General features: G+C 71.6%; 22 protein-coding genes. 13 read left to right on the top strand and 9 right to left on the bottom strand.

Going from position 1 to position 25,197, the window contains the following annotated elements; genetic code table 11:
* Window positions 1-18: 18 nt before the first annotated feature.
* On the top strand, window positions 19-1,092 hold the full coding sequence (locus JNW98_RS00830; RefSeq protein ID WP_223766084.1) for an alpha/beta hydrolase: 1,074 nt from the start codon (window positions 19-21) through the stop codon (window positions 1,090-1,092).
* A 47-nt stretch (window positions 1,093-1,139) separates the two neighbouring features.
* Here the strand turns inward: JNW98_RS00830 and JNW98_RS00825 are convergent, their stop codons facing one another.
* The gene (locus JNW98_RS00825) at window positions 1,140-2,540 is read right to left on the bottom strand and encodes an alpha/beta hydrolase (RefSeq protein WP_308015431.1); all 1,401 of its coding nucleotides are present in this window, start codon (window positions 2,538-2,540) and stop codon (window positions 1,140-1,142) included.
* A 326-nt stretch (window positions 2,541-2,866) separates the two neighbouring features.
* Here JNW98_RS00825 and JNW98_RS00820 point away from each other — a divergent pair, with 326 nt between their 5' ends.
* The 6 genes from JNW98_RS00820 (at window position 2,867) to JNW98_RS00795 (ending at window position 8,916) form a co-directional block, all read left to right on the top strand.
* A complete protein-coding gene (locus JNW98_RS00820; RefSeq protein ID WP_223766083.1) occupies window positions 2,867-4,234 on the top strand; it encodes a carotenoid oxygenase family protein in 1,368 nt (455 codons plus the stop codon).
* 166 nt (window positions 4,235-4,400) lie between these two features.
* Window positions 4,401-5,645: a VWA domain-containing protein gene (locus JNW98_RS00815; RefSeq protein ID WP_223766082.1), complete on the top strand. Its 1,245-nt coding sequence runs from the start codon at window positions 4,401-4,403 to the stop codon at window positions 5,643-5,645.
* Between the two features lie 264 nt (window positions 5,646-5,909).
* Entirely contained in the window at window positions 5,910-6,167 is a 258-nt protein-coding gene (locus JNW98_RS00810) for a hypothetical protein (RefSeq protein ID WP_223766081.1), read from the top strand.
* On the top strand, window positions 6,164-6,538 hold the full coding sequence (locus JNW98_RS00805) for a DUF7848 domain-containing protein (RefSeq protein WP_223766080.1): 375 nt from the start codon (window positions 6,164-6,166) through the stop codon (window positions 6,536-6,538). Before JNW98_RS00810 ends, JNW98_RS00805 begins: the two co-directional genes overlap by 4 nt.
* 100 nt (window positions 6,539-6,638) lie before the next feature.
* Entirely contained in the window at window positions 6,639-8,357 is a 1,719-nt protein-coding gene (gene metG / locus JNW98_RS00800) for a methionine--tRNA ligase (protein WP_223766079.1), read from the top strand.
* Window positions 8,358-8,541: 184 nt separating this feature from the next.
* Complete coding sequence (locus JNW98_RS00795) at window positions 8,542-8,916, top strand: DNA-binding response regulator (RefSeq protein ID WP_223766078.1); 375 nt, start codon at window positions 8,542-8,544, stop codon at window positions 8,914-8,916.
* A gap of 147 nt (window positions 8,917-9,063) precedes the next feature.
* Here the strand turns inward: JNW98_RS00795 and aspS are convergent, their stop codons facing one another.
* Window positions 9,064-10,830: an aspartate--tRNA ligase gene (gene aspS / locus JNW98_RS00790; protein ID WP_223766077.1), complete on the bottom strand. Its 1,767-nt coding sequence runs from the start codon at window positions 10,828-10,830 to the stop codon at window positions 9,064-9,066.
* A 172-nt stretch (window positions 10,831-11,002) separates the two neighbouring features.
* Between aspS and JNW98_RS00785 the strand changes: the two genes are divergently transcribed.
* Entirely contained in the window at window positions 11,003-13,147 is a 2,145-nt protein-coding gene (locus JNW98_RS00785; protein WP_223766076.1) for an ATP-binding SpoIIE family protein phosphatase, read from the top strand.
* Window positions 13,148-13,438: 291 nt separating this feature from the next.
* On the opposite strand, the gene JNW98_RS00780 is transcribed toward JNW98_RS00785, so the two are convergent.
* Complete coding sequence (locus JNW98_RS00780) at window positions 13,439-14,386, bottom strand: pirin family protein (RefSeq protein WP_223766075.1); 948 nt, start codon at window positions 14,384-14,386, stop codon at window positions 13,439-13,441.
* Between the two features lie 109 nt (window positions 14,387-14,495).
* On the opposite strand from JNW98_RS00780, the gene JNW98_RS00775 reads away from it, so the two are divergent.
* Window positions 14,496-15,470 carry a trypsin-like serine peptidase gene (locus tag JNW98_RS00775; protein ID WP_223766074.1) on the top strand — a complete coding sequence of 325 codons (975 nt, stop codon included), beginning with the start codon at window positions 14,496-14,498 and terminating at the stop codon, window positions 15,468-15,470.
* A gap of 227 nt (window positions 15,471-15,697) precedes the next feature.
* Here the strand turns inward: JNW98_RS00775 and JNW98_RS00770 are convergent, their stop codons facing one another.
* A complete protein-coding gene (locus JNW98_RS00770) occupies window positions 15,698-16,150 on the bottom strand; it encodes an SseB family protein (protein WP_223766073.1) in 453 nt (150 codons plus the stop codon).
* 142 nt (window positions 16,151-16,292) lie between these two features.
* Between JNW98_RS00770 and JNW98_RS00765 the strand changes: the two genes are divergently transcribed.
* From JNW98_RS00765 to JNW98_RS00750, 4 genes are all read left to right on the top strand, one after another.
* Window positions 16,293-18,119 (top strand): acyl-CoA dehydrogenase, encoded by a 1,827-nt coding sequence (locus tag JNW98_RS00765; RefSeq protein ID WP_223766072.1) that lies wholly within the window; start codon window positions 16,293-16,295, stop codon window positions 18,117-18,119.
* A gap of 106 nt (window positions 18,120-18,225) precedes the next feature.
* Complete coding sequence (locus JNW98_RS00760) at window positions 18,226-19,515, top strand: M18 family aminopeptidase (protein WP_223766071.1); 1,290 nt, start codon at window positions 18,226-18,228, stop codon at window positions 19,513-19,515.
* A 77-nt stretch (window positions 19,516-19,592) separates the two neighbouring features.
* Window positions 19,593-20,189: a DUF4232 domain-containing protein gene (locus JNW98_RS00755; RefSeq protein ID WP_223766070.1), complete on the top strand. Its 597-nt coding sequence runs from the start codon at window positions 19,593-19,595 to the stop codon at window positions 20,187-20,189.
* A 287-nt stretch (window positions 20,190-20,476) separates the two neighbouring features.
* Window positions 20,477-20,701: a DUF6458 family protein gene (locus tag JNW98_RS00750; protein WP_185940290.1), complete on the top strand. Its 225-nt coding sequence runs from the start codon at window positions 20,477-20,479 to the stop codon at window positions 20,699-20,701.
* Window positions 20,702-20,718: 17 nt separating this feature from the next.
* Here JNW98_RS00750 and JNW98_RS00745 read toward each other — a convergent pair whose 3' ends face one another.
* From JNW98_RS00745 to JNW98_RS00720, 5 genes are all read right to left on the bottom strand, one after another.
* Window positions 20,719-22,572, bottom strand: coding sequence for an NHL domain-containing thioredoxin family protein (locus JNW98_RS00745; RefSeq protein WP_223766069.1), 1,854 nt, complete (start codon window positions 22,570-22,572; stop codon window positions 20,719-20,721).
* A gap of 54 nt (window positions 22,573-22,626) precedes the next feature.
* The gene (locus tag JNW98_RS00740) at window positions 22,627-22,857 is read right to left on the bottom strand and encodes a DUF7848 domain-containing protein (protein ID WP_223766068.1); all 231 of its coding nucleotides are present in this window, start codon (window positions 22,855-22,857) and stop codon (window positions 22,627-22,629) included.
* Between the two features lie 284 nt (window positions 22,858-23,141).
* Window positions 23,142-23,990, bottom strand: coding sequence for a helix-turn-helix domain-containing protein (locus JNW98_RS00730; RefSeq protein WP_223766066.1), 849 nt, complete (start codon window positions 23,988-23,990; stop codon window positions 23,142-23,144).
* A 12-nt stretch (window positions 23,991-24,002) separates the two neighbouring features.
* On the bottom strand, window positions 24,003-24,521 hold the full coding sequence (locus JNW98_RS00725; RefSeq protein WP_372459136.1) for a DUF6879 family protein: 519 nt from the start codon (window positions 24,519-24,521) through the stop codon (window positions 24,003-24,005).
* 10 nt (window positions 24,522-24,531) lie between these two features.
* On the bottom strand, window positions 24,532-24,774 hold the full coding sequence (locus JNW98_RS00720) for a hypothetical protein (RefSeq protein WP_223766064.1): 243 nt from the start codon (window positions 24,772-24,774) through the stop codon (window positions 24,532-24,534).
* Window positions 24,775-25,197: the final 423 nt, after the last annotated feature.

Raw genomic sequence — 25,197 nt, 5'->3', positions numbered from 1 at the left:
GAGGGAGATCACAGCGGGATGACTCTCAGCCTCACCGGAACCGCCTTCTTCGCCCTGCTCGTCGCCTTCACGGTGCTGTCCGTCCTGGCCACGCTGCTGTTCTGGACGAGGATCCCGGGCCCCGGGCCGGTGCGCTGGACGACCCGCGTGCTGTTGATCGTCGTGTGCCAGCTCACCGCGATCTGCACCGTGGCCACCTGGATCAACACCAGTTACGGCCTCTACGCCTCCTGGGACGACCTGCTGGGCCGGACGGACGGTGCCGGGCCCGTCGCCATGCAGGGGCCGCCCGCCGAGCACGCGAAGTTCGCCGAGGACGACCACGGGATGCGGGAGACGTACTTCCACGGGACCCGGTCCGCCCTGTCGGGGCAGGTCCTGGTGTGGACCCCGCCGCAGTACGACGACCCCCGCTACCGCCGCGTCTCGTTCCCCGTCGTGATGCTCCTGCACGGCGTGCCGGGGACGCCGCAGTCCTGGATCGACCAGGGCCGGATGCCCCGTTCGTACCGGAAGCTGCTCGCCGCGGGGCGCACCCGCCCGTTCATCCTCGCCGTGCCGGTCATCAACCCCGGCGGGCGGGACACCGACTGCTCCGACGCGGGCGGACGCAAGGTCGCGACCTGGCTCGCCCGGGACGTCCCGGAGCTCGTCCGGCGGCACTTCCGGGCCGCGCCGCAGCCCGGGTCGTGGGGGCTGCTGGGGATCTCCACCGGCGGCTTCTGCGCGGCGAAGCTGCCCCTGCAGTTCCCCCGGGTCTTCTCCGCCGGCGCGGCCCTCGACCCCGACCCGCTCAACGGTGACGGCGGGGCCCTCACCGACCCCGTCCTCCGTCGGCACAACAGCCCCACCTGGCTCGTCGGTCACACCAAGGCCGACGTCGCCCTCTTCCTCGCCACCTCCCGCCAGGACCGGGACAGTCCGCCCTCCTACATCGAGGAGTTCCAGCGGGAGGCGGCCGGCAGCCGGGTGCGGCTGAAGACCATGCTGCTCGACAAGGGCGGCCACAACTACCGCACCTGGTCCGCCCTCTACCCCGAGGCCTTCGCCTGGCTCGCCCGCCAGCTGCCGGGCGGGCCGCCGGTGCGCTGAGGACCGGTGAGGGCCGGTGAGGGCCGCGGGACGGCGGACGGGCGGGGTCAGCCCTGCTCGTTCTCCTCGTCGTCCTGCCGCTTGTCGTCCTGCCGCTTCGGATCGGCGTCCCCACCGGCGTTTCCGTCGGCGTCGCCGTCGACCTTCACCTCGCCGTCCTTGGCGCCGCCGGCCTTCCCCTCGTCCTCCGGCTTCTTCTCCTCCGGCTTCTTCTCCTCCGGCTTCTTCTCCTCGCCGGGCTTCTTCTCCCCGCCCGGCTTCCCGCCACCCTCCGTGTCCTGCGGGAAGGTGAGTTCCTTGCTCATCCACTCCATCACCGGGCCGATCTCGCGGCGCCAGGTGGCGAACTGGTGGCTTCCCTCGGGGAGGACGATGGTCGCGGTGCGGAGCTTCTTCTCGGCGGCGAGGCGGAGGAACTCCTCGGTGTCGTGGTAGTTCTTCTCGCCCTTGCGGCTGGTCGCGAGGAGCAGGGAGACGGGCGGGGTGGGGAGGTTGTTGAGGCGCCACACCAGGTCGTGCTCGCGCTTGCGCTGCCTGCCCTTCTCGCCGCCGCCGAAGAGGTCGCCGGTGGCCATGTCGTTCTTGACCTTGAGGTCCCCGGAGAGGGAGGCGGCCACCGGATAGACGTCAGGGGCACGCATGGCGAGCTGGAGGGCGCAGGTGCCGCCGGTGGAGTAGCCGAGGATGCCCCAGGCGGTGGCGTCCTTGCCGACCCGGTAGGTGCTGCGCAGCGCGTCGGGGAGGTCCTTGGTCAGGAAGGTCTCGGCCTGCGGGCCGTCCGGGACGTCGACGCACTCGGTGTCGCGCGGCTGGGCGATGGTGGGGCTGATCATCACGATGACCGTAGGGGCCATCTTCTTCTCCTCCAGGAGCCGGGCCGCGTTCAGCGGGACCTGGAGGTTGCGGGCGAGGCTGACCCGGCCGCCCGGGTAGCCGCTGACGACGACCATGACGGGGAACCGGGCGCGCTCGTACTGCTTCTGGAAGTACTCGGGCGGCAGGTAGACGTACGCGGAGTTGACGGCCAGGGTCCGCTTGCCGATGACGCGGACCGAGCGGACGGCGCCCACCTTGTCCTCGGGCCCCTTGGGGTAGCCGGCGAACTTCTCGACGTCCTCGCCGCCGGTGGGCCGGATGAGGCCGTCCCTGGTCTCGTCGATCGAGGCTCGGGGGCCGTTCCCGCTGTTCATCTGGGTCACGTTGACCGGGGCCTTGTCGACGCGGCCCAGCAGCTGGTTCCAGGTGCCGAAGAAGCCGACGCTGGAGTTGACCACCAGCAGCGCCGCGGCCATGATCGACAGCTGCGTCAGCAGGATGGCGCCGAGCCGGCCGAAGACGGGCAGCGGTCCCCGCCCGGAGAGCCGCGGCCAGATCCACACCATGAGAGCCACACACAACACGGCGGCGAACGCCACCGTGTACATCAGCGACCTGCTGGTCAGGCCCATGCGGTTCTCACTCCCTGCCCCCGATTCCGTGGGTACTCGTGTTCGGTTCCGCCGTGCTCACCCGATAAGAGGCGAGAAAGGGTCGGCAGGGTTGCCCGGTCTCCGGCTCTTCCTCGACCCTTGCCCTGCCCGCCTCCTGCCCGACCTCTCTCCGACTCCCCGGCTTTTCCGAGGGTTCCCCCTAAGGGATCGACGGTCTCCCTTAGGGGAAGGGACGCCCGAACACCCTCGAACACCTGGCGCGGTCTGGCCGAACGTCGCCTTCCGCCGGATGGTGGTGGCAGGTTCCGCGGGGGCGGGCCGGGACACCGGTGGAGGTGGGGGACATGCCGAACGACGCCACCAGGGCGGTCGGCCCGGGGGCCAACCCCTGGCTCAGTGGCCTGTTCGAGCCGGTGCGCGAGGAGATCACGGCCGTCGACCTCCCGGTGACCGGGCGCCTGCCGGACGCGCTGCGCGGCCGCTACCTGCGGAACGGCCCGAACCCGCTCCAGGTGGACGATCCGGCCACGCACCACTGGTTCTCCGGCGAGGGCATGGTGCACGGCGTCCGGCTGCGGGACGGGCGGGCCGCCTGGTACCGCAACCGCTGGGTGCGCTCCGACGCGGTGGCCCGCCGGCTGGGCGAGAAGGTGCTGCACGGGCCCCGGCACCTGGTGGACTTCGCGCCCAACACCCACGTCCGCCGGTTCGCCGGGCACCTGCTGACCCTGGTCGAGGGCGGGGCGCTCCCCTACGAGCTGGACTCCGAGCTCGACACGGTCGGCCCCTTCGACTTCCACGGGACGCTGCCCGGCGGGCTGGCCGCGCACACCGTCCTCGACCCGGCCACCGGCGAGCTGCACGCCGTCGCCTACTGCCCGGCCTGGCCGTACGTGCGGTACCTGGTCGCCGGGACGGACGGGCGGATCCGCCGGCACGTCGAGGTGCCGGTGACCGGCCGGCCGATGATGCACGACTTCTCGCTCACCGAGCACCACGTGCTGCTCTACGACCTGCCGGTCGCCTTCACCCTCGGCCCCGACCTCTCGGTGACCGCCTTCGGCTGGGACCCGGACCGCCCGGCCCGGCTCGGGGTGCTCCCCCGGGAGGGGACCGCCCGGGACGTGCGCTGGCTGGAGATCGAGCCGTGCTTCGTCTACCACGCCATGAACGCCTACGAGCGGGACGGGCTGATCACCGTCCACCTGGCCCGCTACGAGCGGCTGTTCGACGGCTCCCGTAAGGGTCTGGACAAGCAGCCCGCCCACCTGGAGCGCTGGACCGTGGACCCGGCCGCGCGGACCGTCCGGCGCCTCCGGCTGGACGACCGCGCGGTGGAACTCCCGCGGATCGACCCGCGCCGGGCGGCCCGGGCGCACCGCTACGGGTACGCGGTGCGCGAGCCGCTGGGTGAGGACCGGACGGGGTGCGGCGTCGGGCTGCTCAAGTACGACCTGGAGCGCGGTACGTGCGACGAGTACCCCGTACCGCCGGGCGGCGACGTCGGCGAGGGCGTGTTCGTCCCGGCGGCGCCGGGGGCGGCGGAGGACGACGGGTGGGTGCTGGCCTACGCCTTCGACCCCGAGCGCGGCGCTTCCGACCTACTGGTGCTGGCCGCCCGGGACTTCGCCGCGGGACCGGTCGCCCGGGTGCACCTGCCGGTGCGGGTGCCGGTGGGGGCGCACGGCGATTGGATCGCGGATCCGGGGTAGGCGAGGGGCAGCGCTCCGGTGGCTGCATCGGGCCCGGCCCCGGGCCCAGCCTCGGACCCGGGGCAAACGGGACCAGCGAGGAGCACGTTACTGACGAGGCGTTAGGGCTAGCCTTACCGGAGTCGCACAGTAGGTACATTCCAGACAAAGGTAAGGATTTCTCCTCATGGGAATTCGCAGCCTGCTGCGGAACGCGTTCGGCCGGTCGAAGACAGACGGCGACGAACGGCCCGGCCTCCCCCAGCAGAGCACCGCACCCGCATCCACGCCCACCTCCACACCCACCCCCGCGTCCGCACCCGCCTCCGCGCCGGCGGCGGACCGGGTCCCGGCGGCGGCCGTGCCCGCCCAGGCCACCACTGACCGGGTCCCCGACCCCGGCCCGCTGCACCCCGTCCCCGGGCCGCCCACCCCGGGCCCGCGCCCTGACCCGGTGCCGGACCCGGAGCCGGCCCCGACCCCGATGCCCGAGCCCAAGCCCGTACCGCAGCCGGAGCCCGTCCCCACTCCCGACCCCCACCCGGTGCCCGAGCCGGCGCCGGGCCCCGAGCCGGAGCCGTCGCCGGCGATGACGGCGGCGGCCGCGGCACCGGCGGCCGTGGCCGCACCGGTGGCACCGACCACACCGGACACGGCGGACACGGCGGACACGCCCCCAGCGGGCGCGGACGGCGGGCGCGGGTCCGCCATCAGCCTGGAGAAGGTGCGGCGCTCCGCCCCCGGCCTGGTCAGCCTCTACAAGTCCGCCGGCGTCTCGCTGCGCAAGCGCGGCCTCGACGGGCAGCGGGCCGCCGTCTACCTGGTGCTCGACCGCTCCGGTTCGATGCGCGAGTACTACAAGGACGGCAGCGTCCAGCGCCTCGCCGAGCAGGTGCTCGGCCTCTCGGCGCACCTCGACGACGACGGCACCGTCCCCGTCGTCTTCTTCTCGACGGACGTCGACGGCGTCGCGGAGCTCGACCTCACCGACTACGCGGGCCGTGTCCAGGAACTGCACCAGTCCCTCGGGCACATGGGCCGGACCAACTATCACCTGGCCATGCGGGAAGTGATCAAGCACTACAAGAAGTCCGGCGCCACCGACCCGGCGTTCGTCGTCTTCCAGACGGACGGTGGCCCTTACAGCAAGTCCGCGGCCGAGAAGGCCCTCTGCGAGGCCGCCGACCTGCCGATCTACTGGCAGTTCGTCGCCTTCGGCGACCCGGAGGGGAAGGGTTTCGACTTCCTGCGGAAGCTGGACGCGCTGCCCGTGCCGGACCGCCGCGCGGTGGACAACGCGGGCTTCTTCCACGCGGGCCGCGACCCCAAGGGCCTCTCCGACGACCTGCTCTACGAGGAGCTGACGGCCGGCTTCCCCGCCTGGCTGGAGGAGGCCCGCGCGGCCCGGGTCATCCGGCAGCGCACCCGCTGATCCGTCCGCCCACCGCCTGCCGGCCGTCCCCGCGGACGGGGACGGACGGCAGGCGGACGCGCAGGCGGACGGAGGGCGGACGGCGGGCGGACGCGCAGGCGGACGGAGGGCGGACGGCGGGCGGACGGCGGGAATCCGGCAATTGGGGCGACAGAGAGTAACCACCCCGCCGATCGCAGGGCGTAAGCATGACGCCCTCGCAGATCACCCTCCGTACTCCGCCTCATCCTGATCAGAAGCCGCTGAAGTGGGCATCGTAGGGGTGTGAACGATGAATTCCCCCTCGGCAGCTACGTCGTCGACACCCGCACCGGCCGGCTGGGGCAGGTCATGGACACCCACGCCGGTTACGTTCAGCTACGTCCGCCGCGCGGCGGGATCGAGTGGTCCTGTCCGCCGTCGGCCATCCGGTTCCCGTCCGAGGACGAGGCCGAGGCGCAGGCCGGTGCCGTGGGCGGCGGCCGGTCCCGCGGAGGTGCGGAGGCGGGCGGCAACGCGGGGGAGCGGGGGTGGAGTCGGTGAGTCCGCGCAGCGTCTTCCGGTTCGACACCTGGACGTTGCAGGCCGACCGCGAGCCCGACGCGGAGCCGGTGACGTACGCGATGCGGTGCGTGGTGTGCGGGGCGGCCTCGGAGCCGGCCGAGGACTTCCTGGACGCCCAGCACTGGACGTTCCGGCACGCGGGCCGCAACCCGTCGCACCACACGTACCGCGAGACGGTCAACCGGCCGTGGCGCGCGTGGCGGGGCCACCCGCGGGACGCCCTCCCGGCCCAGGCCGACGGCGCCCGCCCGGCAGCGTCCGACACCACCCGCCCACCCCGGTCCGACGGCATCCGCCCCGCCCCCGCCGAGGCCGTCCGCCCCGCCCCCGCCGACACAAGGCCGTCATGAACGCCGCGCTGCCGCCGCCTGGTACTCGGATACGCTAAAGGTGCCTGTGGACACAGGGTCACAGGCTCCGTACCCGAGCACCGACCAGGGAGCAGCCGGCATGGCTCGACACCTCATCACCAGCGCCCTTCCGTACATCAACGGGATCAAGCACCTGGGCAACATGGTGGGGTCCATGCTCCCGGCGGACGTCTACGCGCGCTACCTGCGCCAGACCGGCCGCGAGACGCTCTACATCTGCGCCACCGACGAGCACGGCACCCCGGCCGAACTGGCCGCCAAGGAGGCCGGTCTGCCGGTGGACGCGTACTGCGCCCAGCAGCATGAGGCACAGAAGGCGATCTACGACGGGTTCGGGCTCTCCTTCGACTACTTCGGCCGCAGCTCCTCCGCGCAGAACCGCGAGATCACCCAGCACTTCGCGCGGCAGCTGCAGAAGAACGGGTTCATCGAGGAGCGCGCGATCCGCCAGGTGTACTCGCTGGCGGACGAGCGCTTCCTGCCCGACCGCTACATCGTCGGCACCTGCCCGCACTGCGGCTACGACAAGGCCCGCGGCGACCAGTGCGAGAACTGCACGCGCGTACTGGACCCCACGGACCTGATCGACGCCCGCTCGGCGATCAGCGGCAGCAGCGACCTGGAGGTGCGGGAGACCAAGCACCTGTTCCTGCTCCAGTCCAAGCTGCAGGGCGAGGTCGAGGCGTGGATCGACGAGCAGGGCAAGGACTGGCCGGTCCTGGCGTCGTCGATCGCCCGCAAGTGGCTGACCGAGGGCCTGCACGACCGCTCGATCACCCGTGACCTGGAGTGGGGCGTCCCGGTCCCGGCCGACACCTGGCCGGAGCTGGCGGCCGAGGGCAAGGTCTTCTACGTCTGGTTCGACGCCCCCGTCGAGTACATCGGCGCCACCAAGGAGTGGGCTGACGAGCTGCCTGCGGAGCGCGACTGGAAGTCGTGGTGGTACGAGGCGACGGACGTCCGCTACACCCAGTTCATGGGCAAGGACAACGTCCCGTTCCACACGGTGATGTTCCCGGCGACGGAGCTCGGCACCCGTGAGCCGTGGAAGCGCGTCGACTACGTCAAGGCCTTCAACTGGCTGAACTACTACGGCGGCAAGTTCTCCACCTCACAGCGGCGCGGCGTCTTCACGCACGACGCGCTGGAGATCCTGCCCGCCGACTACTGGCGCTACTTCATGATGGCCAACGCCCCCGAGTCGGACGACACGTCGTTCAGCTGGGAGCTGTTCTCCGCGACGGTCAACAAGGACCTCGCGGACGTGCTGGGCAACTTCGTCAACCGCGTCCTGTCCTTCTCCCGCAAGCGGTTCGGCGACGAGGTCCCGGCCGGCAGCGAGGCGGGCGCGGCGGAGACCGAGCTCGGCCGGGAGGTCGCGCGGCTGCTCGCCGAGTACGAGGCGCACATGGAGGAGATGCAGTTCCGCAAGGCGGCGCAGGCGCTGCGCGCCCTGTGGAGCGCGGGCAACTCCTACCTGGAGACCAAGGCCCCCTGGCTGGAGATCAAGACCGACCCGGACGCGGCGGCGCTGACGCTGCGCACGGCGATGAACCTGATCCACCTCTACGCGGTGGTCTCCGAGCCGTTCATCCCGGCGACGGCCGCCGCGATGCGGTCGGCGTTCGCGCTCACCGGGGACGACCGGACCTGGGTGACGCAGGACGAAGCCCGCTCGCTGTCGTCGGTGCCGGCCGGCACGGCGTTCACCGTCCCGCCGGTGCTCTTCGCGAAGATCACGGAGGAGGACCTGGAGTCCTACCGCGAGCGCTTCGGCGGGGGCGACGAGGCCGCCTGATCCGCTCCTCGAACCCGTACGCGCAGGGCCCGGAACCTCAGGTTCCGGGCCCTGTCCCGTCTCCGCGCAAGCCCTGTCCCGTCTCCGTGCGACGCGCGTTGATCGTTCGGCAATCGTTCGTTGAGCGGGCCGCGGCAGGCTGTCCGGTGTTGGCCGTGGGGGAGACCGAAGGAAGACCGGACCAGTGTTGGATGACCGAATCACCGTGAGTGTGCACGCCACCGACGAGGTGGGCCGCGCCCGCCTCGCCCGCGAACTGCGGGCCCTGCCCGGCATCCGGGTGGTGAGGGACGGCGCGGCGGTGCAGATCCTGCTGCTCGGGCGGCACGACCGCGACGCCGCGGGCGAACTGCGCCGGCGGAGCCGGGGAAGCTGGGCGCCGCTGGTGGTGGTGGCCGACGGGCTCGGCGACGCGGAGCTGATGGCGGTGTGGGAGTACGGCGCGCGGACCGTCCTCCAGACGCCCCGGGTCACCCCGCGGCGGCTGGGGCGGGCGGTGCACGCCGCGGCCGGCTGCTGCCCGCCGGAACCGCTGCCGGAGATCGGCGCGCTGGTGTGAGCCACCCCGGCACGCGCCACGCCGGTGCGGGCCGGCCGACGGCTCCCCACGGGGGTGGGGGCCGCCCCGGCAGCTCAGGCCATGGGCGCGCGGGTACGAGGAAGGGCCCGGCACATCGGCGCCGGGCCCCTCGTCGTCACCTCATGGCTACTTCACCGTCGGCGGCTTGCGCAGCGACAGGTGGAGCTCCTTCAGCCGGGACTCGTCGACCTCGCTCGGGGCGCCCATCAGCAGGTCCTGGGCGTTGCCGTTGAGCGGGAAGGCGATGGTCTCGCGGATGTTCGGCTCGTCGGCCAGCAGCATCACGATGCGGTCGACGCCCGGGGCGATGCCGCCGTGCGGCGGGGCGCCGAACTTGAACGCGCGGAGCATGCCGCCGAACTCGCGCTCGACCTCCTCCTGCGAGTAGCCGGCGATCCCGAACGCCTTGTACATGACCTCGGGCTCGTGGTTCCGGATGGCGCCGGAGGAGAGCTCGACGCCGTTGCAGACGATGTCGTACTGCCAGGCGAGGATGTCCAGCGGGTCCATCGTCTCCAGGGCCTCGAGGCCGCCCTGGGGCATGGAGAACGGGTTGTGGGAGAACTCGATCTTGCCGGTCTCCTCGTCCTTCTCGAACATCGGGAAGTCGACGATCCAGCAGAACCGGAAGACGTTCTCCTCGAACTGGCCGGCGCGCTTGGCGGCCTCGACGCGGACCGCGCCCATGATCTTGGAGACCTCGTCGAACTCGCCCGCGCCGAAGAAGACGGCGTGGCCGGCGGCCAGGCCCAGCCGCTCGGTGAGGACCTTGACGTTCTCCTCGGTGAGGAACTTGGCGATCGGGCCGGACAGCGTCCCGTCCTCGCCGACGCGGACCCAGGCCAGGCCCTTGGCGCCCTGCTCGACGGCGAACTCGCCGAGACCGTCGAAGAACTTGCGCGGCTGGTCCTGGACGTCCGGCACGGCGAGCGCACGGACGTGCTTGCCGGCGAAGGCCTTGAACTCCGAGCCCGCGAAGACGTCGGAGATGTCGACGAGCTCCAGCTTGGCGCGCAGGTCGGGCTTGTCGGAGCCGTACTTGAGCATCGCCTCGCGGAACGGGATGCGCGGGAACGGCGAGGTGACGTGGCGGCCGTTGCCGAACTCCTCGAAGAGGTCGGTCATGACCTTCTCGATGACCTGGAAGACGTCCTCCTGCTCGACGAAGGACATCTCCATGTCGAGCTGGTAGAACTCGCCCGGCGAGCGGTCGGCACGGGCGTCCTCGTCGCGGAAGCAGGGCGCGATCTGGAAGTAGCGGTCGAAGCCCGCGATCATCAGCAGCTGCTTGAACTGCTGCGGCGCCTGCGGCAGCGCGTAGAACTTGCCGGCGTGCAGGCGGGAGGGGACCAGGAAGTCGCGCGCGCCCTCGGGGGAGGTGGCGGACAGGATCGGGGTGGCCAGCTCGTTGAAGCCGAGCGCGGTCATCTTCTCGCGGATGGAGCGGATGACGGCGCCGCGCAGCATGATGTTGCGGTGCATGCGCTCGCGGCGCAGGTCGAGGAAGCGGTACTCCAGGCGGCGCTCCTCGTTGACGCCGTCCTCGGTGTTGATCGTGAAGGGCAGCGGGTCGGCGGCGCCGAGCACCTCGACGTCGGTGACCTCGACCTCGATCTCGCCGGTGGGGAGGTCGGGGTTGACGTTCTCCGCGCCGCGGCTCATGACCTTGCCGTCGATGCGGACGACGGTCTCCTTGGTGAGCCGGCCGAGCGCCTCGTTGGCGGGGGTGCCGGGGCGGGCGACGAGCTGCACGAGACCGTGGTGGTCGCGGAGATCGATGAAGAGGATGCCGCCCAGGTCGCGCCGATTGTGCAGCCAGCCACTCAGCCGCACGTCGGTGTCGACGTCAGCCGCACGGAGCTCGCCGCAGGTGTGGGACCGGTAACGATGCATCGTTCATCCAAGTCGTGGTCGAAGGCGTGGTTCGAGAGGCGCGCGGCACTGGCTCGCCGCACTGGGTTAGCGTGCATGCCAGCGGTTGGCGCGTGCATACAGCACTGAGCAAGGGTACTGCCCCACCCGCCATCGGTGGTCTGCACCGACCGAACCCACATAAAGTGGGGCAATGCGCACCGAGGACGTGCTGGCCGCCGTGGCGACCGGCCTGTGGCACTGGGACCGGGCCACGGGACGCGTCACCTTCGACGCCGAGGCGGCCCGGCTGCTGGGCCTGCCCGCCGAGCGGACGGAGCTGTCCGAGTCGGCCGCGCGCGCCCGGTTCCACGCGGTCGACTGGGTGGAGTTCCAGGGCCTGCTCAGCGTGGCGATCTCCGAGGACGCCCTCGCCGAGGCCCGGGTCCGGGTGGTGGACGAGACGGGCCGGATCCGCCGGACGGTCCGCGTCCGCACCCGGCAGTCGGACGGGAACGGCTCCCCGGCGCTCGTCGGCACCCTGGCGGAGGTCCCCGCTCCGCATCCGGGCACCTCGCCCGCCCGGACGCCCGTCACCGGCGACTGGCGCCGCAACCGGGAGGCGTTCTTGCTGGACGCGGGCCGGGCGCTGGCCGAGGCCCGGTCCACCGCCGAGGTGCTGCGGGTGGCGGCGGGCCTGTCGATGCCGGGCTTCGAGCCGTCGGCGCTGGCGGTCTTCGGCACCGACGGCGGCCGGGTGACGCTGATCGGCCACCACGGCTACGCGCTGGACGACGTGTCGGCGTTCCTGGAGATACCGCTGGACGGCCACCACCCGGCGCCCGAGGTCGTCCGCACCGGCCGGGCGATCTACATCCCGTCCCCGGAGGAGTACGCGCGCCGCTTCCCGGCCGTCTGGCCGCTGGTGGCGAAGTTCGGCCGGCGCTCCTGGGCGTTCCTGCCGCTGATCAACGCCGGGCGGACGATCGGCGCCTGGATGGCCGGCTTCAGCGTCCCGGTGGCCTTCACCCCGGACGAGCGGTCGGTGCTCACCACGGTCGCCCGGATGCTGGCGCAGGCGCTGAGCCGGGCGAGCGTCCACGAGTCGGAGAAGGAGCTCTCCGTCGGCCTCCAGCGCTCGATGATGCCGACGGTCCAGCCGGACATCCCCGGGATGTCGGTGGCGGCCCGCTACGTGCCGACCGGCGGCGGCCTGGAGGTCGGCGGCGACTGGTACGACATGATCCCGCTGCCCTCCGGCCGGCTCGCGCTGGTCATCGGGGACGTCCAGGGGCACGACGTACGGGCCGCCGGGCTGATGGGCCAGCTGCGGATCGCGCTGCGCGCCTACGCGTCCGAGGGCCACCACCCGGACGCCGTCCTCTCCCGGGCCTCCCGCTTCCTGGCCGGCATCAACGTCAGCGGCCTGTCCGGCGTCGACGACGGCGTCCCCCCGGACCCGCGCTTCGCCACCTGCCTCTACATCGAGGTGGACCCGGCGACCGGGCTGCTGGTCATCGCCCGGGCCGGCCACCCGGACCCGGCGATCCGGCTGAGCGACGGCACGATGCTGGTCCGCGCCACGGCCGGCGGGCTGCCGCTGGGCATCGACCCGGACACCGACTACCCCACCACCCGGCTCGTCCTGGAGCCCGGCGAGACGATGCTGGTCTGCACCGACGGCCTGATCGAGACCGGCGGGCACGACCTGGAGACCGGCTGGTCGCGGCTGCGGGAGGTGATCGAGGGCGAGCGGGCGGCGGACGACCCGGCGTTCCTGGAGACGCTGGCCGACGCGCTCGTCCAGGCCGTCCACGGCCCGTCCTCGCACTACACGACCGGGCCGCTGGTGGACCGGCGGGAGGACGACATCGCGCTGCTCCTGCTCCGCCGCGAACCGCCGGCCCCGGCCGCCGCGCGCGCCGCGGAGGTGCCGCCGCGGCGGACGGTGATGAGCATCGCCCAGGCCGAGCCGGAGCGCATCGCGGAGGCCCGGCAGCAGGTGCGGGACCTGATGCACGACTGGCCGGACGCGGACCAGACCGACTCGGCGGTGCTCATGGTGTCCGAGATGCTCACCAACGTCCTGGTGCACACGGACGGGGACGCGCTGCTGATGGCGTCCATAGCCGGGGAGCCGGGGCACCGGCGGGTGCGGGTGGACGTCGCGGACACCAGCGACGAGCTGCCGCACCGGCGCCACCCGGGCGAGATGGCCTCGTCGGGGCGCGGTCTGGTGCTGATGGAGCTGCTCGCGGGGGCGTGGGGGGTGGATCCGCAGGGCGAGGGCAAGAACATCTGGTTCGAGCTGTACGAGGCGGACCGGCCGTCGCCGGACGATCTCGCGGCGATCACCTAGGGGTCGCGGCTGCCGTTTCCGCGGGCAGGGCGGTGGGGGCTCACCCCCTGAACCGGGTGAGCCCCCACCGCGTCCGGGACACCTCCCCTGACGGGCCCGGAGCGGCCGGGTCCGTACGGGAGGCGGTGGGCCTGCGCCGGAAGGGCGGGCCCCGCCGGAAGGGCGGGCCCGATTTCTTCCCCCGCGCCGGGTGGCGGGAACGCCGACCGCCTTCACTCGTTGGAGTGATTCACCGAATGAATGGACCGCTTTCGGTGGCGGTTGGGCGGACGGGCCGGGCACGCCCGCGGATCAGGACGCCGGGATCGTCCCCAGCCGGCCGGCCTTGAAGTCGTCGAAGGCCTGGGCGAGCTCCGCGTGCGTGTTCATGACGAACGGGCCGTAGTGCATCATCGGCTCGCGCAGCGGCCGGCCGCCGAGCAGGACCACCTCGAACCGCTCGCTGCGGGAGTCCTGGACGTCCCCGGCCTGGACCACCAGCGCGTCCCCGGCCCCGAAGACCACCGACTGCCCGCTGCGGAACGGCCGCCGCTCGGTGCCGGCCGAGCCGTGGCCGGCCAGCCCGTAGGCGAGGGCGTTGAAGTCGGGCCGCCAGGGCAGCACCAGCCGGGCGCCGGGGCTGAGCGAGGCGTGGATCATCGTTATCGGGGTGTGCGTGGCGCCGGGCCCGGCGTGGCCCGCGACGTCCCCGGCGATCAGCCGGACGAGCGCGCCGCCGTCCTCCGAGGCGAGCAGCTTCACGTTGCCGCCGCGGATGTCCTGGTACTTGGGCGCGATCATCTTGTCCGCGCGGGGCAGGTTGACCCACAGCTGGAGGCCGTGGAACAGCCCGCCGCTCGCCACGAGCTCCTCGGGCGGCGTCTCGATGTGCAGCAGCCCGGAGCCGGCGGTCATCCACTGGGTGTCGCCGTCGGTGATCACGCCACCGCCGCCGTGCGAGTCCCGGTGCACGAAGGTGCCGTCGATGATGTAGGTGACGGTCTCGAAGCCGCGGTGCGGGTGCCAGGGGGTGCCCTTCGGCTCGCCGGCCGCGTAGTCCACCTCGCCCATCTGGTCCATCATGATGAACGGGTCGAGGTGCCGGTAGTCGATGCCGGCGAAGGCCCGGCGGACCGGGAAGCCCTCGCCCTCGAAGCCGGCGGGCGCGGTGGACACCGCCAGCACGGGACGGGCCGCCGGCCCCACCGGTGCCGTCACGCGCGGCAGGCTCAGCGGGTTCTCCGCAGTTACAGCAGGCATGTCGCCCTCCTCGGACGTCGCGTCCCCCAGGTCGCGTTCAATTTAGTTGAAGGGTTAACAACCTGCAAGGAGTGGGTGTTCCCGGCCGGTCTCCTGGGACACTTGATCAATGCGCGTCAGACCCGCCGCCAGACCCGCCGCCAGATCCTTCGCCGGCCCCGGCAAGGCCGGTTACACCGTCCTCGTCGCCACCGTGCTGGCCCTGGCCGTCCTCGGCGTCCTGGTCGCGACCAGGGGCGAGGCCATCGACGGGCCGCTGGCCGCGGGCGAGTCCTCGGGCCACTACGCGGAGCCGGAGTCCGTCGGGGACGACGCCGCGGTCGCGATGGCCTCGGCCGTACGGACCGAGCCCGGCGTGCCGCGCCCGGGCGCCGCCCGGGCGGCGGCGGACCGGGCCGCCCGCCTCGACCCCCTGCCGCCCTCCAGCCCCCTGGAGGCGGCCCCCCGGGACCCCTCGCCCGCGATCGGCCCCCTCTTCTACACCGACCAGGACGGGCCCGCCCACGGCTGCACCGCGAGCGTCGTCCACAGCCGGACGGGCGACCTGCTGGTCACCGCCGCGCACTGCGTGTACACCGACGGCTTCCGCACCGACATCGCCTTCGCCCCCGGCTACCACGACGGCGAGGCGCCGTACGGCGTCTGGGTCCCCACGTCGGTCGACGTCACCCCCGAGTGGATGAGGAACCGGGACGAGGACCACGACGTCGCGTTCCTGCGGGTGCGTCAGGTCGGCACCGACGCGCGCGTCGAGGACGTGACCGGCGCCGAACGGATCGCCTTCCGCCCGGCCCTGGACCGGCCGGCGCGGGTCCTCGGCTACCCAGGGGAGGGTGAGCGGCCGCTCGCCTGCCAGAGCGTGGTGCGGCGGGAGAGCGCCTCGCAGGTGCGGTTCGCTTGCGCGGGGTTGCCCGGGGGGACGAGCGGGAGCCCGCTGCTCACCGATGTGAGCGCGGGGTCCGAGCTGGGGACGGTGGTCGGCGTCCTCGGCGGTAAGGAGGAGGGCGGGGACGACGAGGTGTCGTACAGCTCGTACTTCGGGGACGCGGTGGAGCGGCTGTACCGGCGGGCGACCGCCGGGTGAGGGTGCCCCAGTCCCGCCCCTTCGCCGCTTCCCGAGGGCAAGCCCCCGGGACCCCCAAAACCGCGCTCCGCGCGGTTGTCCTCAAACGCCGGACAGGCTGAAGTGCCCGCCCAGGGCGGCACTATCCAGCCCGTCCGGCGTTTGAGGACGAGCGGCGAAGCCGCGACAAGCGGGGTCTGGGGCGCAGCCCCAGGAAACGGCGAAGGGGCGGGCCAGGGGCGAACCCCCTACCCGTACATCCGCCGCATCGCGAAGTCCACCATCTGCTCGACCGCCTTCGCGTCGAACACCATCCGGTGGTCTCCCTCCATGTCGAGGACGAACCCGTACCCCGTCGGCAGCAGATCGATCACCTCCGCCCCCGTGATGACGAAGTACTTCGACTCCTTGCCCGCATAGCGCCGCAGCTCCTTCAGCGTGGTGAACATCGGGATCACCGGGTGCTGCGTGTTGTGCAGGGCGAGGAAGCCGGGGTTCTCGCCGCGGGGGCAGTAGACCTTGGAGTTGGCGAAGATGACCTGGAAGTCCTCGGCGGACATCGAGCCGGTGGTGAAGGCCCGTACCGCGTCGGCGAGCGACGGCGGGGACGGCTCGGGGTAGAGCGGCTGCTCGCCGTAGCCGCCGGGCTGCTGCGGCGGGGCGTAGCCCTGTTGTCCCACGTTCTGGTCGTAGCCGTACATGGGCCAAAGCGTAACCAGTCACAGTTGGCCCAACAGGGGTTGCTTCTTATTACCGGTGGGTAGCATCATGCAGATTACCGATCGGTACGCACTCGGTAAGCACGAGGAACGCCCTCCCGTCACCCCTTACGGAGCCGTTGTCATGGGCCACTACAAGTCGAATCTCCGCGACATCGAGTTCAACCTCTTCGAGGTGCTCGGCCGCGACAAGCTGTACGGCACCGGCCCGTTCGCGGAGATGGACGTCGAGACCGCCAAGGACATCCTGTCGGAGATCGCCCGCCTCTCGGAGAACGAGCTGGCCGCGTCCTACGCCGACACCGACCGGAACCCGCCGGTCTTCGATCCCGAGACCAACACCGCGCCCGTCCCGGACACCTTCAAGAAGAGCTACCAGGCGTACATGGACGCCGAGTGGTGGCGCCTGGGCATCCCGGAGGAGATCGGCGGCACGGTCGCGCCGCGCAGCCTCCTGTGGGGCTTCGCGGAGACGATCCTCGGCTCCAACCCGGCCGTCTGGATGTACTCCTCCGGCCCGGCCTTCGCCGGCGTGCTGTTCGCGGAGGGCACCGAGCAGCAGAAGCACATCGCGAAGATCGCGGTCGAGAAGCAGTGGGGCTCGACCATGGTCCTGACCGAGCCGGACGCCGGCTCGGACGTGGGCGCCGGCCGCACCAAGGCCGTGCAGCAGGAGGACGGCTCCTGGCACATCACGGGCGTGAAGCGGTTCATCACCTCGGGTGAGCACGACATGGCCGACAACATCCTCCACTACGTTCTGGCCCGCCCCGAGGGCGCCGGACCGGGCACCAAGGGCCTGTCGCTCTTCCTCGTGCCGAAGTACGAGTTCGACTTCGAGACCGGTGAGCTCGGCGCCCGCAACGGCGTCTACGCCACCAACGTCGAGCACAAGATGGGCCTCAAGGCGTCCAACACCTGCGAGATGACCTTCGGCGACAAGCACCCCGCCAAGGGCTGGCTCATCGGCGAGAAGCACGACGGCATCCGCCAGATGTTCATGATCATCGAGTTCGCGCGGATGATGGTCGGCACGAAGGCCATCGCCACCCTCTCCACCGGCTACCTCAACGCGCTGGAGTACGCCAAGGAGCGCGTGCAGGGCCCGGACCTGGCCAACTTCATGGACAAGAAGGCCCCCAAGGTCACCATCACGCACCACCCGGACGTGCGCCGCTCGCTGATGACGCAGAAGGCGTACGCGGAGGGCATGCGCGCCCTCGTCCTCCACACGGCCGCCGTCCAGGACGAGATCATGGTCAAGGAGGCCGCGGGCGAGGACTCCAAGGCCCTGCACGGCCTCAACGACCTGCTGCTGCCGATCGTCAAGGGCTACGGTTCCGAGAAGTCGTACGAGCAGCTGGCGCAGTCGCTCCAGACGTTCGGCGGCTCCGGGTACCTCCAGGAGTACCCGATCGAGCAGTACATCCGCGACGCCAAGATCGACACCCTCTACGAGGGCACCACGGCCATCCAGGGCCAGGACTTCTTCTTCCGGAAGATCGTCCGCGACCAGGGCCAGGCGCTGACCACCCTCTCCGAGGAGATCAAGAAGTTCCTCGCGGAGGCCGCCGGCGGCGAGGAGCTGGCCGCCGCCCGCGACAGCCTGGCCAAGGCCGCCGGCGAGCTGGAGGCCATCGTCGGCACCATGCTGACCGACCTCGCCGCCACCGAGAAGGACGTCAAGTCCATCTACAAGGTCGGCCTCAACACCACCCGCCTGCTGATGGCCTCCGGTGACGTCGTCGTCGGCTACCTCCTCCTCCGCGGCGCGGCCGTGGCGGCGGAGAAGCTGCCGGCCGCCTCCGCCAAGGACAAGGCGTTCTACACCGGCAAGATCGCCGCCGCGAAGTTCTTCGCCGCGAACGTCCTGCCCGGCGTCTCGGTCGAGCGCACGCTCGCCGAGTCCGTCGACCAGTCGCTGATGGAGCTGGACGAGGCCGCCTTCTGAGGCCCCGACGGTTCTCCGCCTCTTGACGCACGAGGCCCGCTCCGCGCCGGAGCGGGCCTCCGCGCGTTCCCGCCGCGCACCTTGCCGCGCTCCTTATCCTGAGGCCATGAGCACTGCGCACCGCTTCGACCGCGGCCATACCGACGACCTCATGTCCTTCCTGGCGGCGAGCCCCTCGCCGTACCACGCGGTGGCCAACGCCGCGGCCCGGCTGGAGAAGGCGGGGTTCCGGCAGCTCGCGGAGACGGACGCGTGGGACGCGTCGGCGGGCGGCAAGTTCGTCCTCCGCGGCGGTGCGATCATCGCCTGGTACGTGCCCGAGGGCGCCACGGCCGCCACGCCGTTCCGCATCGTCGGCGCGCACACCGACTCCCCCAACCTGCGCGTCAAGCCGCGGCCCGACACCGGCGCGCACGGCTGGCGGCAGATCGCCGTCGAGATCTACGGCGGCACGCTGCTCAACACCTGGCTCGACCGCGACCTGGGCCTCTCCGGGCGCATCACGCTGCGCGGCGGCGAGCACCGGCTCGTCCACGTCGACCGCGCCCTGATGCGCGTCCCGCAGCTCGCCATCCACCTGGACCGCACGGTCAACGAGGGCCTGACGCTGGACAGACAGCGCCACATGACACCGCTGTGGGGCCAGGGCGCCGTCCGCGAGGGCGACCTCGTCCGCTTCGTCGCCGAGGAGGCGGGCGTCGGCGCCGACGAGATCACCGGCTGGGACCTGATGACACACAGCGTCGAACCGCCCGCCTACCTCGGCCGCGACCGCGAACTCGTCGCCGGGCCGCGGATGGACAACCTCGTCTCCGTGCACGCCGGCACCGCCGCCCTCGCCGCCGCCGTCACCTCCGAGGCGCTGCCGTACATCCCCGTCCTCGCCGCGTTCGACCACGAGGAGAACGGCAGCCAGTCCGACACCGGCGCCGAGGGCCCGCTGCTCGGAAACGTCCTGGAGCGCTCGGTGTTCGCGCGCGGCGGGACGTACGAGGACCGGGCGCGCGCCTTCGCCGGCACCGTCTGCTTCTCCTCCGACACCGGCCACGCGGTGCACCCCAACTACGCGGAGCGGCACGAGCCCGGCCACCACCCGGTCGCCAACGGCGGGCCGATCCTGAAGACCAACGTCAACCAGCGCTACGCCACGGACGGCGGTGGGCGGGCCGTCTTCACGGAGGCGTGCGAGCGGGCCGGCGTGCCGTGGCAGCACTTCGTCTCCAACAACTCCGTTCCCTGCGGCGCCACGATCGGCCCGATCACCGCCGCCCGGCACGGCATCACCACCGTCGACATAGGCATCGCTATCCTCTCCATGCACTCCGCCCGTGAACTCTGCGGAGCGGAGGACCCGCATCTCCTCGCCTCGGTGCTCACCGCCTTCCTGGCGGGCTGAGTCGGTCCCGCGGGCGGGATGCGCCACCTGCACCACTTGCGCCACCTGATCCACCCACATCCCACCCGGGGGAACCCATGACCCACCGCCTCCTGCGGACCACCGCCGTCGCGTTCACCGCCGCGGCCGCCCTGACGCTGACCGCCTGCGGCGGGGGCGGTGACGGTAAGGATGACGGTGACGGCAAGAAGAGCGACAAGGCCGTGGCGACGGCGCCCGCCTCGGAAGGCGAGGACAGCGCCGGCAAGGGCGTGAAGAAGGGTGACGCCTGCGCCCCTGCCGACGTCAAGGTCGAGGCCCGGCCGGCGAAGAAGCCGGCCGGGGCGCTGCTGCTCGTCGCCACGGCGAAGAAGGAGTGCACCGCTTACGGCTTCCCCTTCCTCCGCTTCGACAAGGACCAGGCGACCGCCGACATGGACGCCGCCAGCAAGCCCAAGGAGCCGGTGCGACTGGCGGCCGGCAAGGCCGCTTACGCCGGGGTCCGGCCCACGTCCTCCGACGGTGGGTCGGCCCGGGAGGCGAAGGAGCTTTCCGTGTCGCTCCAGGCGGCGAACGGGGATCCGGTGGAGGGCGGGGAGGTTCAGGCCGCGCTGCCGGGGGGCAAGTTGCGGATCGACGATTCGGTTCGGACGTCGTACTGGGTGGCGAGTGAGGCGGCTGCGCTGGGTGGGTGAGGTTGCCCCAGTCCCTCCCCCAGAGGGGGCACCCCCACTTCGCCGTTTCCTGGGGCTGCGCCCCAGACCCCCCTTTCGCGGCTGCGCCGCTCGTCCTCAAACGCCGGACGGGCTGGATAGTCAGCCCGTCCGGCGTTTGAGGACAACCGCGCGGAGCGCGGTTTCAGGGGGTGCGGGGGCCCGCCCCCGCAAGAAACGGTGAAAGGGCGGGGCCGGGGCACATCCCCGCCCGTCCCCCGGGTAGGCGCGTCCATGAACGACCGACCCCACCCGGAAGGAGTCATGCCATGGGCATGGGATGGTGCATCGGTCTCATCGCCACCGGCGCGATCCTCACGTTCGCAGTCGACTGGCACATGGAAGGCGTCAACCTCACCCTCGCCGGCCTGATCCTCATGGCCGCCGGCCTCATCGGCCTCAACGCGTACGTGGCCGTCTTCAAGCGCCGCCGCACGCAGCCGCCGCCCCCCGCGGCGCCGGTGGTCGAGGAGGACCACCGGTTCGTCCGCTGACCCCCGGTACCCCGGGGTCAGGCGTCCGCGTCGAACCCGGCCAGGACCAGCGGCAGCCGGTCCGCCCCGCCGGGGGTGACCCGGACGGGGACACCCCAGTCCTGCTGGTGCACGTGGCAGGCGGGGTACTCGTTGGCGGGGTCGTCGTCGCAGGACGCGGCCATCGCCGAGACGTGCAGCACGCCCTCCCCGACGCCGTCCGCCAGGACGACGCGCCGGGCGAGGTCGGTGCCCGCGCCGGCGCCTTCCGCGAGGAGCTCCGGCGGGGTGGCGCTGACCAGCAGCCGGGTGGACGGCCCGTAGCGGGTGTCCAGCTTCTGGCCGGTGGGCGCGTGGAAGACGACATCGAGGAGCAGTTCGCCGGGCGCGACCTCGGTCGCCTCGCGCCGCGTGCGGTGGGCCACGGACTCGACGCGTACCGCCTCCTCCGGCAGCCGCAGCCGCGTCAGCCGGTGCCGGGCGGACTCCACGACGACGATGTCGTCGCCGTCGAGAACCGCGTCGGAGGGCTCGCGCAGGTCGGTCGCCAGCGTGGTGACCTGGCCGGTCGCCGGGTCGTAGCGGCGGAGCGCGTGGTTGTAGGTGTCCGCGACGGCGACCGAGCCGTCGGGCAGCGCGGTGACGCCCAGCGGGTGCTGGAACAGGGCCTGCGCCGCGTCGCCGTCCCTGTGCCCGAAGTCGAACAAGCCGGTGCCGACGGCGGTGCGGACCGCGAAGCCGTCCCCTTCGGAGGACCGCTCGACGTAGCGCAGGGCGGAGGTCTCGGAGTCGGCGATCCACAGCCGGTCCTCGGCCGCGGCCAGCCCGGACGGCTGGGCGAACCACGCCTCCCCGGCGGGCCCGTCGACCAGGCCCTCGCTGGTGGTGCCGGCCGCGACCCCGACGGTGCCGGCGACCGGGTCGTAGCTCCACAGCTGGTGGACGCCGGCCATGGCGATCCACAGCCGGTCCGCGAACCAGGCCAGGTCCCACGGCGAGGACAGCGCGACCTCGCGCGCGGGGCCCTGCGTCGCCGCACCCTGCCACCACTGGCGGCCGGTCCCGGCCAGCGTGCCGACCTCGTGGGTCTCCGGGTCGTAGACGCGCAGCGCGTGGTTGACGGTGTCGGCGACGGCCACCCGGCCGTCGGGCAGCAGCGCGAGCCCCTGGGGCTCGTTGAACCGCGCCGGGCTGTCGGTGAACCCGCGCTCCCCCGTCCCGATCCGCCGGACGACGGTCTCACCGTCCGCGGCGAGCTCGACGAGCTGGTGGCGGGTGGTGTCGGACACCAGGTAGGTGCCCCCGGGCAGGGCCAGGGCCTTCCCCGGGAAGCGCAGCTCCCCCGCGACCGGCTCGGGGGCCACGTAGGGGGTGTCCCCACGGCGCAGCGTCCCCTTCGCCTCGTGTTCCTTCTCCAGCTCGGTGACCAGCGTCTCCAGGGCGTGCGCGTGCCCCTCGCCCGCGTGCTGCGCGACGACGTACCCCTCGGGGTCGATGACGACGAGGGTCGGCCAGGCGCGGACGGCGTACTGCTTCCAGGTGGCGAGCTCGGGGTCGTCCAGTACGGGGTGGTGGACCCCGTACCGCTCGACGGCGTCGACGACGGCCTGGTGCTCGGCCTCGTGGACGAACTTCGGCGAGTGCACCCCGATGATCACCGTGGTGTCCCGGTGCTTCTCCTCCAGCTCCCGGAGCTCGTCCAGAACGTGCAGGCAGTTCACGCAGCAGAACGTCCAGAAGTCGAGGATCAATGTGCGACCTCGGAAATCGGCGAGCTTCAGGTCCTTCCCGCCGGTATTGATCCAGCCGCCCTTGCCGATCAGCTCGGGGGCACGGACACGGGCACGGCGGGGCGCGGGCGCGGGGGTGGGCGCCGAGGCAGCATCGTTCATATTTCAAGATTGCCATCCGCTTGTGAAGGCGGGATCACGCCCGTACGAAGCGACTCAGGGCACCCGCTCCACCACAGCGACTTCCGAGAACTCCCGGAGGAAGGTCATGTGACCGGTCCGGCCGGTGTGCTGTATGCACATGTCGGTGCACACGTCAGCCTTCCCGGTCGGTTCGGAGGTCCACTGGCAGTCCGGGTTCAGGCACCGCGCGGTTGCCGTGGTCTCGGCCGATGGGTGGCGGCGCATGACGTAGCTCACGTACCGCAGCACAGCTTTCACACTCACGTCGACTCCCCCGGATGCGGGTGATTCCGGAGCTCCACGTTGCAGTCACTGACCACGGAGCCGTCGCCTTCGAGGCGGGCCTCTCGACGCTGCGCGGTCAGGGCGGCGCAGACTCCGCAGCCGGCTGCCGGTACGGGCTCCGGATCCGTTCGCAGCGGCAGCTCTACCGGGGGCTGCGCATAGGTGATCGGCTTCACGGCCCGATCTCGTGTCGTCCGCATGGTGACCACGCTAGGAACGCCGAGGTCGCACTTCCCATGAGATTGCATGAGGTGGCACGGCTATCACCGCAGGGTCTGAATGACGCTCGTGATCAGCGCTCGGGCCTTCGCTCCGTAGACCGCCATGTCAGCCAGCTCCCTGAACGTGTCCGCGTAAGCGGCAAGCTCACTGGGCTGGGTCAGCGTGAGGTAGCCCGAGACCAGCTCGACGTTGACCTGTCCGGTGTCGAAAATCCAGAACCCTTCCACCGGCATCCGGGAGCGTTCGGTTCGTGTGGGGACCACGCCCAGGCTGACGCTGGGCAAAGAGCCGACCGTGAGGAGGTGGCGGAGCTGTTCCTCCTGTACCTCTGCCCCACCGAGCCCGTTCCCCAAGACCGATTCCTCAACCAGGAACGCGAACCGCCGATCACCCTTGTAGAGCACGCGCTGACGCTCCATGCGGACGGCGACCGCATCGGCAACGTCGTCCACTTCGACCCGTCTGCGCTGGACCGCGCGCAAGACGGCTTCCGTGTAACCGTAGGTCTGGATCAGGCCCGGAACGAACCACGAGGAGTACGCGCGGAACCGGCGGGTTCGCTCGAAGAGCGGGAGACGGGCTTCCTGGGCTTGTTTGAGCCCGGCGCGCTCCATTCGCCGCCACCCGACCCACATGCCTTCGGCGGTACGCAGCGAGGCCAACAGGTCTTCCGTCTGATCTTCCGACCCGCACGCCTGGCACCACGCCCGGATGTCGTCAGCGGACGGGGGCGTGCGCGCGTTCATGATCCGTGACGACTTGGACGGATGCCAGGAGCACAGACGGGCGATGTCCCGTCCGGTGAGGCCGGCATCCCGGCACAGCTCAGCGAGTCGATTCGCCAGAGCCTGCCGGGCCTGCTGTGCGCTTGATGAAGGTGAGACGGCCATGGTGGTGACAGCTCAGCGCGGTCGGTACTCCTCGTGCGGAACGGCCCGTTGCCAGGCTGCTTCGAAGGCGACGGCGCACAGCTTCACCCGCTCGGGCTCCTCCGTGTACTCCCGCCCGTCCTGGTCGAGCTGCCCGTTCCCGGTGAAGTGGTGGAACAGCGCCTGCGCGCTGTCGAACAGCCAGAAATCGGTACCCGGCAAGGCCAAGTCCGTCGTCTGCCGCCGTGGCAGCCACCGGACCAGTTCGCCCGCCGCGATGTTCGTGAAGGTGCAGTCGTACTCGTACCGCACGTAGTCGCTGATCGGCTCCGACACGATCCGGAGCCGCCGGACCACGACCCCTCGGGCCGTCGCTTCGCTTACCGCGTCGTGCCAGCCGCCCCACCACGAAGACCGGTCAGCGGGGTCGAGGCGCTTTCCCTGCTGCCACGCGATGAACTCGGGATCATCGAGCTTGTAGCTGTCACGCAACTCAAGGTGCACCGCCGAGTGCTGTGCTCGTGCCAGTGCATGACGGGCGGGTGGCTGCACGGCCTGCCTCTCAGTTGTCGTCCGGGCGCGGGATGTACTTCAGCATCACCGCGGGCAGCCGGATGATCGTCTCGTGGTCCGGAACGTCCGTGGAGTGGCCCGGGATCGAACCGATCTCCTGGCAGGCCCTGACTTCGTCCTCGGTCGCCTTGTACGACTGGATCAGAAGGTCGCCGGTCTCCTCGTGGAGCCAGATCGTCGGAGACTCGTCAGTCGGCGTGTTCGGGATGATGCCGAGGAACTTTAGGGTCATGGTCGCTCCCGCCGTCGAGTGGGTTGCACCAGCGTGCACGAGCCTCACCCCTGCGGCTGAGCCGCGCAAGAGGGCCTTAAGACAGGGCGGTTGGGGTGCCAGCGAAGGGACGAGAGCCCCCGAGCCCGCCCTCCCGATCGGGAGGGACGACTGCGGAGGCTCGTGGTGTTGCCCTGCCCTCCGGACTGCATCATGGGGCGTTCGGCAGGCTTTGCACGGCGTTAACTGTGTCGCTCTGGCGCCTGCGGCGGTCAATATTCGCTGGTCAGGGTGATGATGGTCCCGAAAAACGGCGCCGCACCCAGCGTGCGTATTTCGAGCTGGGGCCGGGGTCGGGATGGTGACCCCCAGCGCAACTTCGCGCCGACCCTCCGATGGCCCCAGTGACGAAGTGACGGAATGACGTTTTGCTCTATTCCATCT

The sequence above is a fragment of the Streptomyces huiliensis genome, from assembly GCF_020037025.1.
Lineage (GTDB): Bacteria > Actinomycetota > Actinomycetes > Streptomycetales > Streptomycetaceae > Streptomyces > Streptomyces huiliensis.
This window is presented reverse-complemented; position numbering and strand designations above follow the sequence as displayed.